Below are 18163 nucleotides of genomic sequence, written 5' to 3'. Positions count from 1 at the left end.
CTCTCCCCCTCACGCTGAACAGAATTACTTACTCCTCCCACGCGCGCCGGCCCCCCCCCCCCCCCCCGCCCCCCCCCCCCCCCCCCGGGCCCGCCCGCCCCCCCCCCCCCCCCCCGCCCGCACTCACCCTTCGCCGCAGGCCCCGCTGCGGTCGCAGTACGGCTGGCCGGAACTGCCGCCGCAGCCGCAGAGCATCGCCCGGGGCGTCTGCCGCACCTCTCCGGCCGCGTCCGTCACCCGCAGCCGCCCGCGCAGCAGCAGGCGCCCGTCCGCGGTCCGGGTCACCGTCGTCGGCACGTCCGGCACCTCCGTGGTCCCGTCCGCCAGCCGGTAGGAGAGCGCGCCGGTCGGACAGCGCCGCACCACCTCGGCAACCACCCCCGGCTCGGCCGCGTCCGGGCTGATCCACGGCCGCCGCCCGGTGTCGAACACGGCCGGCAGCCCCCGCACGCACTCGGCGGCATGCCGGCACACCGCCGAGTCGAAGGCCACCGCGATCCCCTCGGCCTCGTACGTCCGCACCGTCCCGTGGCGGGCGCCTGCCTGCTCGTCGGCCCGACCGTCCGGCCCGCCTGGCCCGCTGCTCCCGCCCGGTTGGTCCGCGCCGGCCATCAGTCGGCCACCCGGCTGCGGTTCTCGTACGCGAGATCCGCGTACTCCGGGTGGCGCAGAATCCAGCCCTTGATGAACGGGCAGGTCGCCAGCACCGGAAGCCCCCGCGTGCGCGCATCGTCCAGGGCGGCCCGGGCCAGCGTGCCGCCGATGCCCTGCCCCTCGAAGGCGGGCTCGACCACCGTGTGCGGGTACACCACCAGGTGGTCGCTGCGCATGTACTCGGCGAAGCCGGCCAGGGTGTCGCCCACCCAGGCCTCGAAACGACTGTTCGCTTCGGCGTCGCGTACCGTGACGGTCATCGGAGCTCCTCGATCCCGGACACGGGGCCGGGGCCGGCCCCGGTCCATCATCGAGCGGCGGCTGCGGCCCCGCCCGCCGACGAGTCCGAGCCCTCCGGGCGGCCCGGGGCATCTGCGGGGCGCGGCCCCTTCGGTCGGCCCGCCTCCTCCGAACAGCCCGGGCCGTGGGAGAGCGCCGAACCGCCCGGTGCGCGCAGCAGCTGGGCCCGGGCCGGCGGCAGGTTGCGCCAGACCGTCCGGTTGCCGAGTCCGTGCACCGCCTCGAACCGCCGCAGCAACCGCACCACCGCCCGGTGCCGGGCACCCCGGCGCGGCCCGGCGACGAGCGTCCGCGCCGCCGTCGTCCCCAGATACCCGAAGTACGTCAGCTCCCCACCGGGGACGAGCAGCCGCAGATACAGGTCGAGGACGTGCCGTACCTCCGCCGGCTCGAAGTTGGTGAGCGGCAGCCCCGAGACGATCACGTCGTACCGCTCACCCGGCGGCCCGCCCCCGTTCGGCGCCTGCGGACGGCACTCCGGCAGCTCCTCAAGTCGGCAGGCCGACAGCCGCAGGCCGATCCGCGGGCCGAGCCGCCCCAGGTCCGGATCCTCCCGCAGCCGCCGCACGAACCTCGGGTTCGCCTCGACGACGTGCAACCGGTCGCCCGGGCGCAGCACCCGGGCCAGCCGCCGAGTCACCGCACCCGTCCCGGCACCGACCTCCAGCACCGACAGCGGCCGGTCCGGGCGGCTGGTCACCGGCACCACCAGAGCGTTCACCAGGCCCTCCCCGCTGGGCGCCAGCGCACCCGTGCTGCGGAACGTGCGGAGCGCCTCCGCCAGGAACATCAGCCGGTCGCCGACCCTCCCCAGCGGAGGAATGGGAACGGGACCGGAGCCGGCGGCAGCGCCAGGACGGAACTGATCTGTCGTCATAAAGCTGACGGTAGAGACGGCTTGACGTCGCCGGATCGGCCGGTCAGCGACGCCCGACCCCGACGAAAGTCGAGGGTGCCAATACCCTTTCGTCGGGGGTGCGAGCTCGGAGACCGGCCGTAGCATCGGGCCAGCGGCCGCAGTAGGCGGACGCCGGTCCAGGGCGGGAGGGGCGGATTGACCACGAACACGACAGACCGGGCGGTCCGCCCGGCCGCCGCCGCGGAGAGCCGACCCGGCCGCGCCCTGCTCGGCTGGTACGGACCGGGCCGGCGTCGATGGACCGAGACCTTGTTCCTCCTCGCGATCCTCCTCCTCACCGCCGAGGAGTCCGCCGCCCAGTGGAGCCACGCCGACGCCCCCCACCGCCTCCTGCGGACGGCCGTCACCGCGCTCGCCTCCCTCGGACTTCTGCTCTCCCGCCGCCACCCGGTCGCCGCCGCCGTCCTGCCCGTCCTCACCGCAGGCCTGTTCAACCGGGCCTTCCCCGGCCTGTTCAGCGTCTACCACCTGGCCTCCACCGGCCGCCTCGTCCCCGCCGGGCTGGCCGGGGCCGCCATCGCCCTACTCAGCGCCACCCGCGCACACTCGGTGATCGACTGGGCCGGCACCACCGGCTCCCAACTGCTGGTCGAGGCTGCCGCCCTGTCGCTCGGGCTCTGGCTGCACGGTCGACGCGTCCTGATCCACACCCTGCACGAGCAGGTCGACGCGCTGCGCCGCGAGCGCGAGCTCCGCGCCGACCAGGCACGCTCCGCCGAACGCGCCCGGATCGCCCGGGAGATGCATGACGTGCTGGCCCACCGCCTCAGCCTGCTCGTGCTGCACGCCGGGGTGCTCCGCGACCAAGCCCGGGCCGGCACCGTCGCCGACGACCCGGACCGCCTCGCCCACCGGCTGGAGCTGCTGCGCACCACGGCCGCCCGTTCGCTGGACGATCTGCGCGACGTCCTCGGCGCCCTCCGGGCCAAGCCGGAGCCGCCGCCCGAACCCCTGCCGCCGGTTTCCCTACCGCCGCTCCCCGACCCGCCCGCCGAGCCAGCGCCGGGGCACGGACCCGCCGGCCACTCCCACCCCGCGCCCATACCGGCGCCCGCGCTGCGCGATCTCACCGAGCTCGTCGGCGAGGCCACCGAGGCCGGGCAGATCGTCGAACTCTCGCTCGCCGGGGATCCGGAGAGCGTGCCGACCACCCACCGCCTGGCCATCCACCGGCTGGTCCAGGAGGCGCTGACCAACGCCCGCAAACACGCGCACACCGCACCGGTGACGGTCCGGGTCCGCTACGGGGCTCCGGTTACCAGCGTCGAGGTGCGCAACGGCCGGGGCGAGGGCGATCAGACGCCGGACGGGGACCGCTCCGGTGGCGGGTACGGACTGGTCGGGCTCGCCGAACGGGTCGGCGCGCTCGGCGGGCAGCTGGACGCGGGCTCCGACGGGCGCGGCGGGTTTCGGCTCGCCGCCCAACTGCCGCCGCCCCGGCGCCCACCCGAACCACCCCCGGTGCCGCCCCTGGTGCCGCCCCCGCCCCGGCCACCATCCCTGGGAGCGACCCCGCGACCCTGCGCGGCCGAACCCCGACCCGGCGCCGAAGCGACCTCACCGACGGAGGCCCAGTGATCCGCACCATGGTCGTGGACGACGACGCCCTCGTCCGGCTCGGTCTGGTCGACCTGCTCGCCCAGGACCGAGGCCTGACCGTCGTCGCCGAGGCCGCCGACGGACTGCAGGCCGTCGAGCTGGCCCGCCACCGGCGGATCGACGTCGCCCTGATGGACATCCGGATGCCCCGGCTGGACGGCATCGCCGCCACCCGCCGACTGCGCGAGCTCCCCGAGGCCCCGCGCGTGATCGCACTGACCACCTTCGACCTGGACGAGTACGTGTACCAGGCGCTCGCCGCCGGCGCCGACGGCTTCCTGCTCAAGGACACCCCGCCCGCCGAGATCGCCCGCGCGGTGCACATCGTCGCCGCAGGCCAGGGCATGCTGCACCCGGCTGCGGCCCGCCGCCTGATCGACCGCTACCACCGCACCGGCGCCCCGCGCTCGGTCGAGGCCCGCAGCCGGGTCTCCGCTCTCACCCCGCGCGAGGCCGAGGTGCTGCACGAACTCGGCCGCGGCCGCTCCAACGCCGAGATCGCGTCCGCACTCGGCATGCGGGAGAGCACCGTCAAGGCGCACGTCAGCCGGATCCTCACCGCGCTCGGCGTCGGCAACCGCGTCCAGGCCGCGCTCCTCGCCCGCGACGCCGGGGTGGTGGACGACACCGACTGACCGCGGACCGCTGCACACCGACCGCTGTACATCGATCGCCGACTACCTCTCGCCGATCTCCGCCCAGCGCCCATCGCCCAGCGCCTCTCCACGGCGACAGACCATCCGCAGTTCAGCTGCCGCCGTACCAGTGCCGGGTGGCTCCCACCTCGTACCGCGCGCTGAGCCGCTGTCACCCATCCGGCGTGGAAATGCCGCGCCTTGGCGGTTTGCGCTGCCGAACTCCGGCGCGAGGTCCATGGTGGAGATGGGCGCGATCCGGCGACCGCGCTCGCGCACCGATCCAGGCCTGCGCGCCGTGCGCCCGCCGCTGTTCTCCGATGGGCGCCCCGTAGCGGGGTCTGGTCCCGGTGCGCTGGGAACAGGGCCACCTCGCAGGAAACCGAACGGTTCTTCTAGGCTCACATCTCGGCTTCCCTGCGGCGGTGCGATCTCTGCGCCCGCCGCTTCGAAGCCGCCGTCCACGGGGGCTCCGGGCCGACCGGGGCCTCCGGATCGAGCGAGGAGGACGCAATGCCAAGCATGCCGCCCAGCCGTTCCACCGTACTTGGGCCAGACGGGCCGTCCTGGCGGACCGTACGATCCGCCGGCGCCGCACGTCCCGGCTGGTCCGGACACCCGGGCTGGTCCGGCCGGCCGGTGCGACCGCTGAATACCGGCGGCGGCCGCGGAGGCGAGCGTTGAGTCCCCAAGCCGTTCGGCCGGCCGGAACGCCGACCGCGACCTCCGATCCCGGCGCCGCCAAGTCCGTGACCCGTGCGGCGAGCGCCCCGACATCCGCCCTCCCGTCCATCGCGCCGACCGCCCCACCAGCCGCTCCAGCAACCGTCGCAGCAACCGCTCCACCAGCCGTCGCACCGTCCGCGACGCAGTCCGCAGCACCGCCCGGGACCTCGTCCGTCGCACCGGCCACCCTCGCACTCACGGTGTCGGTCGCAGCAGCGGTCACGGCGTCGGTCACAGCGGCCGCCGCCACGGCGGTCGTCCAGCCGGTCGCCGCATCGGCGGCACTGTCGACCGCCACGGAGAGCGACGCCCAGGCGGGCCCCACCGCCGCGCTCCCAGGCCTGCCCCAGGCGCTCAGCACCCGCGCCCGCACCCTGGCCGGAGCCGTCCGGAGGCGCTGCGCCGACCTGGCCAGGATCGAGTCCCCCAGCGGGGACGCGCCCCGACTCGACGCCCTGGCGGAGGAGTTGGCCGCCGGATTCCGGGCCACCGGAGCCACCGCCCGCCGCGAGGCCGCCCCGGCCGGAGACCACCTCGTCCTCCAGTGGGACGGCCAGGACGAGAGCCTGCCGCACCTCCTGGTCGTCGGCCACCACGACACCGTCTGGCCGGTCGGCACCCTCGCCGACTGGCCGGTCACCGAGCAGGACGGCACCCTCAGCGGCCCCGGCGTCGTCGACATGAAGGGCGGACTCGCCATTCTGGAGGGTGCGTTCGCCCTGCTCGCCGACCTCGGCCAGCGCCCCCACCGCACCGTCCGCCTGGTCGTCGTCTCGGACGAGGAGGTCGGCAGCCCCGACGGCAGGCGCCTGGTCGAGCGCCAACTTCGCGGGGCAGCCGCCGTGCTGGGGCTCGAACCGCCGCACCCCGACGGCCGGCTCAAGACCGCCCGCCGCGGCAGCACCCGGGTACGGCTCACCGTCACCGGCCGCGAAGCCCACGCCGGCAACGACGCCAGCGACGGCGTCTCGGCCGTCGACGAGCTCATCGACCAGCTCGTCGCGGTGCGCGACCTGGCCGGACAACCGGGCACCGAGCTCAACGCCGGGCGGATCAGCGGCGGCACCCGCGCCAACGTCATCGCCGGCCGGGCGGAGGCCGAACTCGGCCTGCGCTTCTCCACCGCGGAGGCACAGCGGCGCACGCTCGACCACCTGGCCAGGCTGACCGCGCTGCGCCCGGGGGCCCGGGTGCGGACGGAGGTGCTGTCCAGCCGACCGGCCTGGCCGGAGCGCTCCGGCAACCCGCTGCTGCGGCACGTCCGTTCGCTCGCGGCCGTGCTCGGCCAGCAGCTGGACGGCGCACCGGCCGGCGGGGCGGGGGACACCAACCTGCCGGGTTCGCGCGGACTGCCCACGCTGGACGGTTTCGGGGCGGTCGGCGCGGGGGCGCACGCCCGCCACGAGCACATCCGGATCGACCAGCTGGCGCCCCGGATCGCGCTGCTGGCGGCGCTGCTCGCGGTCCCGCTGCCGCGGTTGAGGGACCGCTCGGAGGGTTAGCCGCTGTCCGGCCGATCTTGCGGGGCGGGCGACGCCGGTCATCCCGGCGCCGTGCGCTGATCCGCCAAGGTCGGCCGGGCAGGAGCCAGACGATCGCGGATGGCCTGACGGCGGGCCCGCCGTCGTCTTCAGGCCCTACCGGCGGCCGTCGCTGCCGTGCCCCGGGTGCTCGCCGCCTTCGGGACGTTCGGCGCGTTCGGGACGTTCGGCGCGTTCGGCGTTCCCGGGGGAGCGGTCGGTGCCCCCGGAGGGGTGTTCGAGGAGCGGGAACAGCCGGGTGACGGCGGCCACCGGGCGGGTGTCGGGGCCGGGACCGCGGCGCCGGTAGGGGGCGAGCAGGGCGCGGACGGCGGCGCCGAGGTCGGCCAGCTCGCCGGGGGTGAGGTGGAGTACGTCGCTGGACGCCTCGTCGTGCTGCCACTCGGCGGGGGCCTGCGCGCGGTGGGCGAGCCACTGGCGGTAGCTGGTGTCCTCCAGGTCCCCGGCCAGGTGGGGGTGCAGCTCGGCGTCCGGGCCGGAGCCAGGTGTGGAGGTCCGGCGCTGTGCGGGCCCGGCGTGGTCCGACGGGGAGCCGGAGTCGGCGCCGTCGGGCGGCATCAGCGACCCCTCCCAGCGCAGCTGCCAGGGGCGTGACCTGCCGTCGCCGGTGGGGGCCTCCTCGATGAGGCCGTACCGGGCGAGCTGGCGCAGGTGGAACGAGCAGGTGCCCGAGCTCTGGTGCAGGAGCTGAGCCGCCTGGTTGGAGGTGATCCTGCCCCAGGCGGCGATCAGATCGAGCAGCGCGAGACGGATCGGGTGGTGCGGTAGCGGCCGGTTGGGCGCGGCCTCGAGCGGCCGCCCCCCGGTCTCGGCGGCTGGCGTCTTGTCGGTAGGCACTTTGCAAAGATGCCTGTTTGCAAAGTGTCTGGCAAGTCCTGAGCGGATGAAACATCCCAGGTCGCAGGCCATCGCCTCGATCAGCTATTTGCAAAGTCACACTTTGCAAAGTATGGATAGGCGGGCCAGTACGACACGGGAAGGGAGTCCGGCCATGGCCGAACAGGCGCGAGACCAGGTGCGGGTGCAGGCACAGGGGCAGGGGCAGGGACACGCGCAGGGACAGGGTCAAGGGCAGGCGCAGCGGCAAGAAGAGCAGCAGGGGCGAGGAGGGGCACAGGCGCAGGGCCAGGCACGAGACCAGGTGCGCGGCATGGTGTCGGCCTACGGGTCGGCACGGGAGTCCGTACGGGGATCGGTGTGGCTGCAGGGTGAGCGCGTCGAGGGCTACCCCGAGGTGCCGCCCGAGACGCTGCGCGGGGCGGTGCGCCGGATCACCGTGGTGGGGGAGGAGGTGCTGCACCGCCGGTGCAGGGCGGTGTCGGAGGAGGAGTTCGGCACGCCCGAGCTGGCGGGCCTGGTCGACGACATGTTCGCCGCGATGTGGGTGGCCGAGGGGGTCGGGCTGGCGGCGAACCAGATCGGCGTGGACCTCCAGGGCTTCGTCTGGGACTGCCTGGACGAGGACGGTGTGCGCCACGTCGGCCACATCCTCAACCCCGTCCTGGACGAGCTGCCGGCCGCCGACCGCCGGCTGGTCGAGGTGGAGGAGGGCTGCCTCTCCGTCCCCGGCCCGTACCTGGGGCTGGCCCGCCCGGACTTCGCCGTGGTGCGCGGCCGCGACCTCGCGGGGCGGCCGCTGGTGATCGAGGGCCGCGACTACTTCGCCCGCTGCCTCCAGCACGAGACCGACCACCTCTACGGCGGCCTCTACATCGACCGCCTCTCCCACCGCGCCCGCCGCACCGTCCTGCGGCGGATGGACGACCGCAAGGAGAAGGTCTTCGCCAAGCGCGCCAACCGCACCGAGCTGCTGGAGCGCATGCGCTGAGACCCGGCGCCGGAGCAGCCGCCCGGCCCCCGCCCCACCCTGCCCCCGGTCAGGCGGGGCGGGGCCGCCTCGCCCTGCCGCCGCCCCGCACCGCCACCCCGCCCCCACGCCCCCCGTTTCAACCGTCGGCCGGGCTCCCTTGTCAGGCCCCCGTCCCACCGCGCACAATGGAACCGACCGAACGGTCAGTCGGTCGAAGGATCGGCGAAGGACCGGAGAAGGGCGAGAGGGGACCGTGGTGACAGCAGAGGTGGCCGAACCGATCCCCCTGCAGACGCAGGAGGACCGGTTCGAGGCGGTGATCGCCGCCGAACAGCGGATCGAGCCCCGGGACTGGATGCCCGACGCCTACCGGGCCACCCTGATCCGCCAGATCGCCCAGCACGCGCACTCCGAGATCATCGGAATGCAGCCCGAGGGGAACTGGCTCACCCGGGCCCCGTCCCTGCGCCGCAAGGCGATCCTGCTGGCCAAGGCCCAGGACGAGGCAGGCCACGGCCTCTACCTCTACGCCGCCGCCGAGACCCTCGGCGTGGACCGCGCCGAACTCACCGAGAAGCTGATCTCCGGCCGGCAGAAGTACTCCTCGATCTTCAACTACCCGACGCTCACCTTCGCCGACGTCGGTGTGATCGGCTGGCTGGTCGACGGCGCCGCGATCTGCAACCAGGTCCCGCTCTGCCGGTGCAGCTACGGGCCGTACGCCCGCGCCATGGTCCGGATCTGCAAGGAGGAGTCCTTCCACCAGCGCCAGGGCTACGAGCTGCTGATGACCCTGATGCGCGGGACGGACGCCCAGCGCCGGATGGTCCAGGACGCGGTGGACCGCTGGTGGTGGCCCTCGCTGATGATGTTCGGCCCCTCCGACGCCGACTCGCCGAACACCGCCCGCTCGATGGGCTGGCGGATCAAGCGGCACACCAACGACGAGCTGCGCCAGCGCTTCGTCGACATGACCGTCCCGCAGGCGGAGCACCTCGGCGTCACCCTCCCCGACCCCGGGCTGCGCTGGAACGAGGAGCGCGCCGGCTGGGACTTCGGCGAGCCGGACTGGTCCGAGCTGACCAGGGTGATCCACGGCCAGGGCCCCTGCAACGCCCAGCGGGTCGAGCGCCGCCGGGCCGCCCACGAGGACGGCGCCTGGGTCCGCGAGGCGGCCGTCGCCTACGCGGAGAAGCGCCGCGCCGAGGTGCGGCACCAAGCCGAAGAGGAGAACGGAAAGTGACCGAGTCCAAGGCCGGCTGGCCGCTGTACGAGGTGTTCGTGCGCCCCCGGCGCGGCCTGAACCACGTGCACGTCGGCTCGCTGCACGCGTCCGACGACCGGATGGCCCTGCTCGCCGCCCGCGACCTCTACACCCGGCGCAACGAGGGCGTCAGCCTCTGGGTGGTCCGCTCCGACGCGATCACCGCCTCCACCCCGGACGAGCGGGACCCGTTCTTCGAACCGAGCGGCGACAAGGTCTACCGCCACCCGACCTTCTACGACATCCCCGAGGATGTCCCGCACATCTGACGGGGAGCAGCAGAACCATGACCGACGACCACGTCTACCTGACCCTCTCCGAGGCGTCCCCCGAGCCCGAGGGCGAGGGCCGCTGGGCGTACGGGACGGGCTTCGCCGATCCGCTGCTCGGCGTGGACACCGCCGTGCCGGCCGGCCTGGACGGCGCCGAGCTCGCCGCCTACTGCCTGATGCTGGGAGACGACGCCCTCGTCCTCGCCCAGCGGCTGATCGAGTGGTGCACCCGGGCGCCCGAGCTGGAGGAGGAGGTGGCGCTCGCCAACCTCGGCCTCGACCTGCTCGGCCAGGCCCGCCAGCTGCTCACCCGGGCCGGCCAGGCCGACGGCTCCGGACGGACCGAGGACGAGCTGGCGTACTGGCGCGAGGAGCACGACTTCCGCAACGTCCGCCTGGTCGAGGCCCCGAACGGGGACTTCGCCTTCTCGATCGCCCGCCTGCTGCTCTTCGCCACCGCGCGCGGCGCGCTGTACGAGGCGCTGGCCGGGCACGCCGACCCGGTGCTGGCGGCGGTCGCCGCCCGGGGTGCGAAGGAGCTGGCCTACCACCGCGAGTACGCCACCGCCTGGACGCTTCGGCTCGGCGACGGCACCCCGTACTCGGCGCAGCGGATGCAGGCCGGGCTGGACGAGGCCTGGCCGCTGCTGGACGAGCTGTTCACCGCGCACCCGGTGGAGCTGCGGGTCGGCGTGGACCCGGGCACGCTGCGCGCGCCGGTCCTGCGCGAGCTCGCCGCGGTGCTCGCCGAGGCCGGGCTGACCGTGCCGCAGACGCCGCCGCTGGCCAGTGTCGGCGGCCGGGCCGGCCGGGACGGCGTGCACACCGAGGCGCTGGGCCTGCTGCTGGCCGAACTCCAGGTGCTGGCCCGCGCACACCCGGGGGCGACATGGTGACGACGGTGCGCAGCCGGGCCTGGGAGATCGCGGCGACCGTCCCGGACCCGGAGCTGCCGATGCTCACCCTCGCCGACCTCGGGGTGCTGGCCGGGGTCGAGGAGGACGGCACGACGGTGACCGCCTGGCTGACCCCGACCTACTCGGGCTGCCCGGCCGTCGCGGAGATGGCGGCGGACGTGGACGGGCGGCTGCGCGCGGCCGGCTACCCGGACGTCCGGGTGCGGTTGCGGCTGGACCCGCCGTGGTCCACCGACCTGATCACCGAGGAGGGTCGCCGCAAGCTCGTCGAGGCGGGCATCGCCCCGCCCCACCCGACGGCCGACCGCCCCTCGGCCCCCGGCCTGCTGGCCCTCGGCCCGACCCGCCACCTGGTGGCCTGCCCGCTCTGCGGCGGTACCGACACCGAGGAGCTGTCCCGCTTCGGCTCCACCGCCTGCAAGGCGCTGTGGCGCTGCCGCGGCTGCCGGGAGCCCTTCGAACGCGTCAAGGAGATCTGAATGGCCGCCCGTCCAGCCCCGGCCGCCACCGACCCGGCGCCGGCCGCAACCCCGGCTCCGTCGGCCGCCCGTCCGGCCCCGGCCGCCCGCGCCTTCCGCCGCCCGACCTTCCACGGGCTGCGGATCGCCCTGGTCGAGCGGCTCTGCGAGGACGCCGTCGCGGTGACCTTCGAGGTGCCGGACGAGCTCGCCGAGGAGTTCGCGTTCCGGCCGGGCCAGACGCTGACGCTGCGCCGGGTGGTGGACGGTGTCGACGAGCGCCGCTCGTACTCGATCTGCGCCCCCGTCGGCGGCCCGCTGCGGATCGCCGTCCGCGAGGTACCGGGCGGGCTGTTCTCCCGCTGGATGGTGCGGGACGCGCGGGCCGGCGAGGAGGTCGAGGTGCTGACGCCCTCCGGCCTGTTCACCCCCGAGCTCGGCGAGCCCGCCGACCACGTCCTGCTGGCGGCCGGCTCCGGCATCACCCCGATGCTCTCCATCGCCGGCTCGGTGCTGGCCGCCGACCGCACCTCCACCGTCACCCTGCTCTACGGGAACCGGCGCAGCGACACCGTGATGTTCGCGGACGAGCTGGCCGATCTGAAGGACCGCTACCTCGACCGCTTCCAGCTGGTGCACGTGCTCTCCCGGGAGACCCGGGACGCCGAGCTGCTCAGCGGCCGCCTCGACCCGGACCGGGTCGAGGCGCTGCTGACGGCCCTGGTGGACGTGGCTGAGGTGGGCCACTGGTGGCTCTGCGGTCCGTTCGGGATGGTCACCGGCGCCAAGGACCTGCTGTCCGGGCTCGGCGTCCCGGCCGAGCGGGTGCACCAGGAGCTGTTCCACGCCGAGGACGAGCCGGTCGCCGAGCGGTCGCCGGAGGCCGGGCCCGCGGACGGCGGCCCGAGCAGCGAGGTCACCGTCGTCCTCGACGGCCGCGGCAGCACGCTCTGCCTGCCGCGCGACCGCTCCATCCTGGACGGCGCCCAGCGCTCCCGCCCCGACCTGCCGTTCGCCTGCAAGGGCGGGGTCTGCGGCACCTGCCGCGCCCTGGTCACCGAGGGCGAGGTGGAGATGCGCCGCAACTTCGCCCTGGAGGAGAAGGAGCTGGCGGCCGGCTACGTGCTGACCTGCCAGGCCCGTCCGCTCACCGACCAGGTGACCGTCGACTACGACCGCTGAGCCGACCCGCTGAGCCGGCTACCGCTTGTTCGGGTCGGCTACACGGGTCGGCAACACCGGTCGGCTACACGGGCCGGCTACCGGGCCGGCAGGGCGGCGGCCCGGGCCGGCCCGGGTTCGCCGAGCAGCCCGACGAGGTCGGCGACGGCGGCCCGCCCGGCCCGGTTGGCGCCGATGGTGCTGGCTGAGGGCCCGTAGCCGACCAGGTGCACGCGCGGGTCGGAGCTCGCCCGGGTGCCGGTGAGGGCGATGCCGCCGCCGGGGGAGCGAAGACCGAGCGGGGCGAGGTGGCCGACCTCGGGGCGGAACCCGGTGGCCCAGACGATGGCGTCGACCGGAAGCTCGGCCTCGCCCCAGGCGACGCCGTGCTCGGTCAGCCGGTCGAACATCGGGCGGCGGTGCAGCGCGCCCAGCTCCTCGGCGCGCCGGTAGGCGACGGACGGCCCGAGGCCGGTCACGCTCACCACGCTGCGCACCGGCAGCCCCTGTCGCACCCGCTCCTCGACCTTGGCGACGACCGCGCGTCCGTACTCGGGGGTGAACGGGCCCTCGTGGTAGACCGGCTCGCTCCTGGTGACCCAGACCGTCTCGCCGACCGCCGCGACCTCCGACAGCACCTGGATCGCGGAGGCGCCCCCGCCGACCACCAGGACGCGCCTGCCCGCGAACTCCTCCGGGCCGCGGTACTCGGCGTAGTGCAGCTGCCGCCCGGCGAACCGGCCGGGGTAGTGCGGCAGGAAGGGCCTGGTCCAGGTACCGGTGGTGTTGATCAGCGCCCGGGCGGACCAGGCGCCGGAGTCGGTCTCGACCAGCAGCCGGGCGTCGGGCCGCTCCTCCGCCGAGCGGACGGCCAGGACGCGGACGGGGCGCACCACCGGGAGCGCGTGCTTCGCCTCGTACGCCGCGAAGTACCCCGGCACGACCTCGCGGGCGGGGGCGTCCGGGTCCGGCGCGGGCAGCTCGAAGTCGGGTAGGTCGTGGAACCCGTGCACGGTGGCCATCCGCAGCGAGGGCGCGCGGTGCGCCCAGGCGCCGCCCGGCGCGGGGTCGGCGTCGAGCACGACGAAGCCGCCGTCGGCGTCCGCCCGGTAGGGGGCGAAGCCGCGGCGGCGCAGGTGGTAGGCGGCGGACAGGCCAGCCTGTCCGGCGCCCACCACCACGACGTCGACCCGGCGCACCGCACCGGCGTCGGCCGCGGCCCCCCTCGCACCGTCCGCCGTGCCGACGGCCTCACCGTTGGTTGCACCGTAAACAGTCACGCCGGTGAAACATCAGGGGCCGGGCCGGTGTTCCCGGCGGGGGCAGGTCCCGGGCAGAGAGGCCTTAGGCCGCCGGGGAGATCACCACCGCCGTCCCGTACGCACAGATCTCCGTGCCGACGTCCGCGGCCTCCGTGACATCGAACCTCATCATGAGCACCGCGTTGCCGCCGCGCGCCTGGGCCTGCTCCACCAGCCGCGCCATCGCCTCGTTGCGGCTCTCCACCAGGGTCTTGGTCAGACCCTTCAGCTCGCCGCCGACGAGGGACTTCAGCGAGGCGCCGATCTGGCTGCCGATGTGCCGGCTGCGCACCGTCAGGCCGAAGACCTCGCCGATCACGTGATCGACGCGGTAGCCGGGGATGTCATTGGTGGTCACCACCAGTACCTGGGTGTTCGGGCCCTGCCCGCCGCCGTATTCGTCAATGTTGGCCATGGGCCCCATCCTCTGCGCCGCAGGCCGTCCGGAGGCAGAGGCGGGGCCGGGAACGACCGGAGAACGCATGGAGATGCCGGACACACCGGTGATGGGACGCCGGAAAGGCCGTACCGTAGCCCCATGGGCGAGCGAAGCGATCATCCACAGGGGCCGGGCGCGGCGGAGGACTCCGGTGCGCAGGAGATCGAGGCGACGGTGGTGCTGGGCCTGCGGATCACCGACTGGCCGGCGCTGCGCGCCGCGGCGATCGCGGCCGTGGAGGAACTGGACTTCGACGGCATCGACCCGGCCGGTCAACGCCGCGAACTGCTGCGCGAGGTCGCCGAGGACGCCAACGCGGCGCTCGGCGCACTGCTGCACCCGGACCGGCTGGTCGCCGCGATGCCGGGCGTCGAGGCGATCGGCGGCACGCTGGAGATCAGCGTCACCGAGGACTTCGCCCCGGACTTCGCCGAGCTGTTCCCGCTGGACGCCGACGAGGCGGACGGCGGCGGCGGAGCCGGCGACTGGACCCTCACCCCGCGCACGGCCTGTCTGCTGCACGCCCAACTCCTCGGCCTGGCCGATGCGGCGTACGACGACCTGGAGGAGCACGAGGACGAGCCGGTGACCGACGGGGAGGAGGCCGACTGGACGGTGTTCGGCCGGCTTCCGCAGCGCACCTGGCTCCTGCACCGGGGCTGGCGGCGCGCGATGGCCCGCGCCTTCGACGACCTGGCCGACGACCTGGCACTCGGCGAGTGGCCGCTGCCGCGCTGCCTGGCCGAGGAGATCGCGCTGCGGATGGCCCTGGTGGACGCCCGCACGCTGCTCGGCGCACAGCCCGAGTCGGTCGCCGACATGATGGGCGACCTGCCGGCCGACCTCTACGACTACGACTGGGACGGCTGCCACGACGAGCTGTTCGGGGTCTACGGGCCGGACGACGGCGATCCGGAGCTGAGCACCGAGCAGCGAGCCGAACTGCTGCTGTCCGCCACCCACCCGGAGGGCTGGTTCCTGTCCTACGAGGACGCGGAGGAGCGGGACCCGCAGCGCGGCTACCGGCGCTGACCGCCGCCGACCCGGCTAGGCTGCGGGCATGTCCGACATGTCCGATGGCTCTGGTGCGGTGCCCGGCGGTGTGGCGCCCGACGGCGTGCGACCCGACGGTGCGGTGCCCGGTGGTGCGTGGTTCGACGGCTCCGGGGCCGACGGCACGGCGGCCGACGACGCGGTGCTGGCCCGGTTGGCGCTGGGCCTTGAGGGCGTCCAGGCCGCGCAGCGCGGGCGGACGGCCGAGGCCCGGCACAGCTTCGAGCGGCTCTGGGAGGAGCTCGGCGAGCGCGGCGACGTGTTCCACCGCTGCGTGCTGGCCCACTACCTGGCCGACCTCCAGGACGACCCGCGGGCCGAGCTGGAGTGGGACCAGCGGGCCCTGGCCGCCGCCGAATCGCTGACCGCCGAGCAGGCCCAGACCTACCGGTCCGCCCTCCAGGTCCGCGCCTTCTACCCCTCGCTGTACCTCAACCTGGCCTCCGACCACCTCAAGCTCGGCGAGCCCGACCGCGCCCGCGAGCAACTGGAGCGCGCCGTCCGCAGCCTGGACGCGCTGCCCGCGGACTCGTACGCCGCGGGCATCCGGGCCGCGGTGGAGGACCTGCGCCAGCGCCTGCGCGGCTAGGCCCCGTCCGACCGCGCTGCCGCCCCGGGCCGTCCCAAAAAGCCCTGTTGTTCAACGTTTTTGTTCAATGACCGAGCGCCGAACCCGAACAACCCCGGTGCGCTACATCTGGGACACACGCCTCAGGAGTGCCGCAGATCCGCAGTTTCACCGGACGCCGGGAGAGTTCACCAGATGACGACGCTCTGCATCGGAAACAACCGCACCGAGGAGATGGTCGGGGACCTCACCGGGATGACGCAGCTGGAGCGGCGGTTCGCCGGCTGCGGGGCCCAGCGGATGCTCTGGTTCGCCGAGGACGACGACGTGCTGGTGCTGCCCTGGGAGCCCGACCCGGCGTACCTCGGGTACGTCACCGGGCTGACCGGTACCAGGGCCGAGAGCCTGACCGTCGTGGTGCCGCCGCCCGGGGTGGAGGGCGAGGACATCCTCACCCCGGACCGGCTGGCCGACCCGGGCTTCCGCGAGGAGCTGCGCCGGGTGCTGGCCGGGCGGCCGGTGGAGCGGGTGCTGGCGATCTCGCCCAACGCGGCCGTGGTCGACCTGGCCGCCGCGCTCGGCGCCGAACACGCCGTGCCGGGCCATGCCTTCGCCGCACAGGGCGGCAATGCGCTGGTCAACAGCAAGGCGGTGTTCCGGGCGCTGGCGGCCGGGGCCGGGGTGCCGATCCCGCCGGGAACGGTCGCCACCGCGCCGCAGCAGGTGGAGGCGGCGGTCAACGGGCTGCTGGAGCAGGGCCACAGCGTGATGATGAAGGTCGAGTACCAGGCCGGCGGCTTCGGCAACGAGATCCTCAGCCGGGACGAGCAGGTCACCCCGGCCGGTGCGCAGCGGGTGGTCCTGCTGGCGGACCGGGCGGCCGTGGCCCGCTACGTCGCCGAGCGGTGGGAGTGGCTGACCGGCGGCCGCGGCCAGCGGGTCGTGGTGGAGCGGTACTTCACGGACGCGGCGCCGCTCTACGCGGAGTTCACGATCGGCGACCACGCCGCGGTGCTGTCCGGCTGCGGGGAGATGGTGATGGACCCGGTGGTGATCGGGGAGATCACCCCGCCGGTCACCCCGGACGCCGGGGCGATGGCCGAACTGGTCGACCAGGCAGCGCGGTTGTGCGAGTCGCTGCGGGTGCTCGGATACCGGGGCACGGTCAGCGCGGACGCCTTCCTGACGCCCAAGGGCGAGCTGTACTTCAGCGAGACCAACGGCCGGCTGACCGGTTCGACGCATCTGCACGACGCGCTGTTCGCCCGGCTGGTCGGTGCCGAGCACCGCGCCTCCCGGGTGATCCTGGAGCTGGCCGGCCTCTCCGTGCCGTCCTTCCCGGAGGCCGTCGCGGCGGTCGAGCGGGCCGGGTTGTCCTTCGACCGCGCGACCCGGACGGGCGTGGTGTTCAGCGCCGACTTCGGCCCGGCCGACGGCTCGGTGATGTACTGCGTGATCGCGGAGGACGCCGACGCCGCCCGGGCGGCGGAGCGCCGGCTGACCGCGCTCTTCGCCGAGTGACCGGGCCGGCCGGGGGACCGCGCCCCGGGATGCGCGCGGCGGTGATCCACCGGTACGGCGGGCCCGAGGAGTTCCGGGTCGAGACCCGGCCCGAGCCGGTTGCCGGGCCGGGGCAACACCTGATCGACGTCACCCTGGCCGGGATCAACTACGCGGACCTGCACTGTCGTCGGGGCGAGTACCAGCGGTACCCGCTGCCCGCCGTGCTCGGCGCGGACGTGGTCGGCCGGCGGCGCGGGGACGGGCGGCGGGTCGTCGCCCTGCTGCGCTCCGGCGGCGGCTACGCCCAAGTGGCGTGCGCCGAGGCCGCGTACACCGTGGAGGTGCCGCCGGAGGTCGGGGACGAGCAGGCGCTGGCGCTGCTGGAACAGGGTGCGACGGCCTACGGTGCGCTGGCCCTGCTCGGTCGGGTGCGGGCCGGTGAGCGGGTGGCGGTGACGGCGGCGGCGGGCGGGGTCGGACACCTGGCGGTCCAGCTGGCCCGGGAGTTGGGTGCGGGCCGGGTGGTGGGGCTGGCTTCGACGGCGGCGAAGCGGGAGTTCGTCCGCTCGCTCGGCGCGGATGCGGCGCTCGATCCGGCCGATCCCCGACTGGCCGCGCTGCTGGGGGAGTTCGGCGGAATCGACCTGTTTGTCGACTCGCTCGGCGGCGAGGTGCTGCGGGTGGGGCTGGCCGCGCTGGCGCCGTTCGGGCGGCTGCTCAGCGTGGGGGCGCGCGGCGACGCCGAGGAGTCCTTCACCGTGGACGAGTTGGCGGACCGCTCGGTCGGGGTGCTGGCCTTCTGGCTGCAGCAGGTCCTGGACGACCGGGCGCTGTTCACCGAGGTCGCCGATCGGCTCTTCCGACTCGCGGGTGGCAAGCGGCTGGTGGCCAGGGTCGACCGGGTCGTCCCGCTCTCCGGGGTGGGCGGCGCGCACCGGGTGCTGGCCGCGCGGGAGACCATGGGCAAGGTGTTGGTGGACGTCCACCGGGAGGACGACAGCGCCGGCTGAGCACCCGGGGCGGGCCGGTTGAGCGCTCTCGGC

Annotated in this window: 19 protein-coding genes; 13 read left to right on the top strand and 6 right to left on the bottom strand. The window is 74.8% G+C overall.

Annotation, left to right across the window (positions count from 1 at the left end; translation table 11 throughout):
* Positions 1-123: 123 nt before the first annotated feature.
* From ACGFZP_RS13670 to ACGFZP_RS13660, 3 genes are read right to left on the bottom strand one after another with little or no spacing between them, the layout of a single operon-like run.
* Entirely contained in the window at positions 124-612 is a 489-nt protein-coding gene (locus ACGFZP_RS13670; protein WP_392931817.1) for a (4Fe-4S)-binding protein, read from the bottom strand.
* Positions 612-914 carry a GNAT family N-acetyltransferase gene (locus ACGFZP_RS13665; RefSeq protein WP_392931815.1) on the bottom strand — a complete coding sequence of 101 codons (303 nt, stop codon included), beginning with the start codon at positions 912-914 and terminating at the stop codon, positions 612-614. Before ACGFZP_RS13665 ends, ACGFZP_RS13670 begins: the two co-directional genes overlap by 1 nt.
* A gap of 47 nt (positions 915-961) precedes the next feature.
* Entirely contained in the window at positions 962-1831 is an 870-nt protein-coding gene (locus ACGFZP_RS13660; RefSeq protein ID WP_392931813.1) for a class I SAM-dependent methyltransferase, read from the bottom strand.
* A 177-nt stretch (positions 1832-2008) separates the two neighbouring features.
* Here ACGFZP_RS13660 and ACGFZP_RS13655 point away from each other — a divergent pair, with 177 nt between their 5' ends.
* The 3 genes from ACGFZP_RS13655 to ACGFZP_RS13645 all read left to right on the top strand — a co-directional run bounded on the left by ACGFZP_RS13655 (position 2009) and on the right by ACGFZP_RS13645 (position 6335).
* Positions 2009-3451, top strand: a complete 1443-nt coding sequence (locus ACGFZP_RS13655; RefSeq protein ID WP_392931811.1) for a sensor histidine kinase — start codon at positions 2009-2011, stop codon at positions 3449-3451.
* Positions 3448-4107 (top strand): response regulator, encoded by a 660-nt coding sequence (locus ACGFZP_RS13650; RefSeq protein ID WP_392931809.1) that lies wholly within the window; start codon positions 3448-3450, stop codon positions 4105-4107. The genes ACGFZP_RS13655 and ACGFZP_RS13650 overlap by 4 nt, the downstream gene beginning before the upstream one ends.
* Before the next feature lie 926 nt (positions 4108-5033).
* Positions 5034-6335, top strand: coding sequence for a M20 family metallopeptidase (locus ACGFZP_RS13645; protein WP_392931807.1), 1302 nt, complete (start codon positions 5034-5036; stop codon positions 6333-6335).
* 135 nt (positions 6336-6470) lie between these two features.
* Here ACGFZP_RS13645 and ACGFZP_RS13640 read toward each other — a convergent pair whose 3' ends face one another.
* A complete protein-coding gene (locus ACGFZP_RS13640) occupies positions 6471-7211 on the bottom strand; it encodes a winged helix-turn-helix domain-containing protein (protein WP_392931805.1) in 741 nt (246 codons plus the stop codon).
* A gap of 313 nt (positions 7212-7524) precedes the next feature.
* Between ACGFZP_RS13640 and def the strand changes: the two genes are divergently transcribed.
* The 6 genes from def to paaE all read left to right on the top strand — a co-directional run bounded on the left by def (position 7525) and on the right by paaE (position 12277).
* The gene (gene def / locus ACGFZP_RS13635; protein WP_392931803.1) at positions 7525-8202 is read left to right on the top strand and encodes a peptide deformylase; all 678 of its coding nucleotides are present in this window, start codon (positions 7525-7527) and stop codon (positions 8200-8202) included.
* A 238-nt stretch (positions 8203-8440) separates the two neighbouring features.
* On the top strand, positions 8441-9427 hold the full coding sequence (gene paaA, locus ACGFZP_RS13630; RefSeq protein WP_392931801.1) for a 1,2-phenylacetyl-CoA epoxidase subunit PaaA: 987 nt from the start codon (positions 8441-8443) through the stop codon (positions 9425-9427).
* Entirely contained in the window at positions 9424-9717 is a 294-nt protein-coding gene (gene paaB, locus ACGFZP_RS13625) for a 1,2-phenylacetyl-CoA epoxidase subunit PaaB (RefSeq protein WP_030234269.1), read from the top strand. The genes paaA and paaB overlap by 4 nt, the downstream gene beginning before the upstream one ends.
* 17 nt (positions 9718-9734) lie before the next feature.
* Positions 9735-10616 (top strand): 1,2-phenylacetyl-CoA epoxidase subunit PaaC, encoded by an 882-nt coding sequence (paaC, locus tag ACGFZP_RS13620; RefSeq protein WP_392931799.1) that lies wholly within the window; start codon positions 9735-9737, stop codon positions 10614-10616.
* A complete protein-coding gene (paaD, locus tag ACGFZP_RS13615) occupies positions 10610-11116 on the top strand; it encodes a 1,2-phenylacetyl-CoA epoxidase subunit PaaD (protein WP_392931797.1) in 507 nt (168 codons plus the stop codon). The genes paaC and paaD overlap by 7 nt, the downstream gene beginning before the upstream one ends.
* Positions 11117-12277 (top strand): 1,2-phenylacetyl-CoA epoxidase subunit PaaE, encoded by a 1161-nt coding sequence (paaE, locus tag ACGFZP_RS13610; protein WP_392931795.1) that lies wholly within the window; start codon positions 11117-11119, stop codon positions 12275-12277.
* 77 nt (positions 12278-12354) lie between these two features.
* On the opposite strand, the gene ACGFZP_RS13605 is transcribed toward paaE, so the two are convergent.
* Both ACGFZP_RS13605 and ACGFZP_RS13600 read right to left on the bottom strand, forming a co-directional pair.
* The gene (locus ACGFZP_RS13605; protein WP_392932249.1) at positions 12355-13455 is read right to left on the bottom strand and encodes an NAD(P)-binding domain-containing protein; all 1101 of its coding nucleotides are present in this window, start codon (positions 13453-13455) and stop codon (positions 12355-12357) included.
* A gap of 145 nt (positions 13456-13600) precedes the next feature.
* Entirely contained in the window at positions 13601-13972 is a 372-nt protein-coding gene (locus ACGFZP_RS13600) for a YbjQ family protein (protein ID WP_392931793.1), read from the bottom strand.
* A 123-nt stretch (positions 13973-14095) separates the two neighbouring features.
* On the opposite strand from ACGFZP_RS13600, the gene ACGFZP_RS13595 reads away from it, so the two are divergent.
* The 4 genes from ACGFZP_RS13595 (at position 14096) to ACGFZP_RS13580 (ending at position 18130) form a co-directional block, all read left to right on the top strand.
* Positions 14096-15028, top strand: coding sequence for a hypothetical protein (locus ACGFZP_RS13595; RefSeq protein ID WP_392931791.1), 933 nt, complete (start codon positions 14096-14098; stop codon positions 15026-15028).
* Between the two features lie 28 nt (positions 15029-15056).
* Positions 15057-15638: a hypothetical protein gene (locus ACGFZP_RS13590; RefSeq protein ID WP_392931789.1), complete on the top strand. Its 582-nt coding sequence runs from the start codon at positions 15057-15059 to the stop codon at positions 15636-15638.
* Between the two features lie 174 nt (positions 15639-15812).
* Positions 15813-17138 carry a peptide ligase PGM1-related protein gene (locus tag ACGFZP_RS13585; RefSeq protein WP_392931787.1) on the top strand — a complete coding sequence of 442 codons (1326 nt, stop codon included), beginning with the start codon at positions 15813-15815 and terminating at the stop codon, positions 17136-17138.
* 29 nt (positions 17139-17167) lie between these two features.
* Positions 17168-18130: a zinc-binding alcohol dehydrogenase family protein gene (locus ACGFZP_RS13580; RefSeq protein ID WP_392931785.1), complete on the top strand. Its 963-nt coding sequence runs from the start codon at positions 17168-17170 to the stop codon at positions 18128-18130.
* The last annotated feature ends 33 nt before the right edge of the window (positions 18131-18163 follow it).

Origin of the sequence: Kitasatospora sp. NPDC048239, from assembly GCF_043202015.1 — a bacterium.
Classification (GTDB): Bacteria; Actinomycetota; Actinomycetes; order Streptomycetales; family Streptomycetaceae; genus Kitasatospora.
This window is presented reverse-complemented; position numbering and strand designations above follow the sequence as displayed.

Bases quoted from the DNA above. Each gene is read 5' to 3' on its own strand.
- paaD (WP_392931797.1), top strand. From the start codon at position 10,610: ATGGTGACGACGGTGCGCAGCCGGGCCTGGGAGATCGCGGCGACCGTC.
- ACGFZP_RS13580 (WP_392931785.1), top strand. From the start codon at position 17,168: ATGCGCGCGGCGGTGATCCACCGGTACGGCGGGCCCGAGGAGTTCCGG.
- paaC (WP_392931799.1), top strand. From the start codon at position 9,735: ATGACCGACGACCACGTCTACCTGACCCTCTCCGAGGCGTCCCCCGAG.
- ACGFZP_RS13665 (WP_392931815.1), bottom strand. From the start codon at position 914: ATGACCGTCACGGTACGCGACGCCGAAGCGAACAGTCGTTTCGAGGCC.
- ACGFZP_RS13585 (WP_392931787.1), top strand. From the start codon at position 15,813: ATGACGACGCTCTGCATCGGAAACAACCGCACCGAGGAGATGGTCGGG.
- paaE (WP_392931795.1), top strand. From the start codon at position 11,117: ATGGCCGCCCGTCCAGCCCCGGCCGCCACCGACCCGGCGCCGGCCGCA.
- ACGFZP_RS13590 (WP_392931789.1), top strand. From the start codon at position 15,057: ATGTCCGACATGTCCGATGGCTCTGGTGCGGTGCCCGGCGGTGTGGCG.
- ACGFZP_RS13600 (WP_392931793.1), bottom strand. From the start codon at position 13,972: ATGGCCAACATTGACGAATACGGCGGCGGGCAGGGCCCGAACACCCAG.
- ACGFZP_RS13670 (WP_392931817.1), bottom strand. From the start codon at position 612: ATGGCCGGCGCGGACCAACCGGGCGGGAGCAGCGGGCCAGGCGGGCCG.
- def (WP_392931803.1), top strand. From the start codon at position 7,525: ATGGTGTCGGCCTACGGGTCGGCACGGGAGTCCGTACGGGGATCGGTG.
- ACGFZP_RS13595 (WP_392931791.1), top strand. From the start codon at position 14,096: ATGGGCGAGCGAAGCGATCATCCACAGGGGCCGGGCGCGGCGGAGGAC.
- ACGFZP_RS13660 (WP_392931813.1), bottom strand. From the start codon at position 1,831: ATGACGACAGATCAGTTCCGTCCTGGCGCTGCCGCCGGCTCCGGTCCC.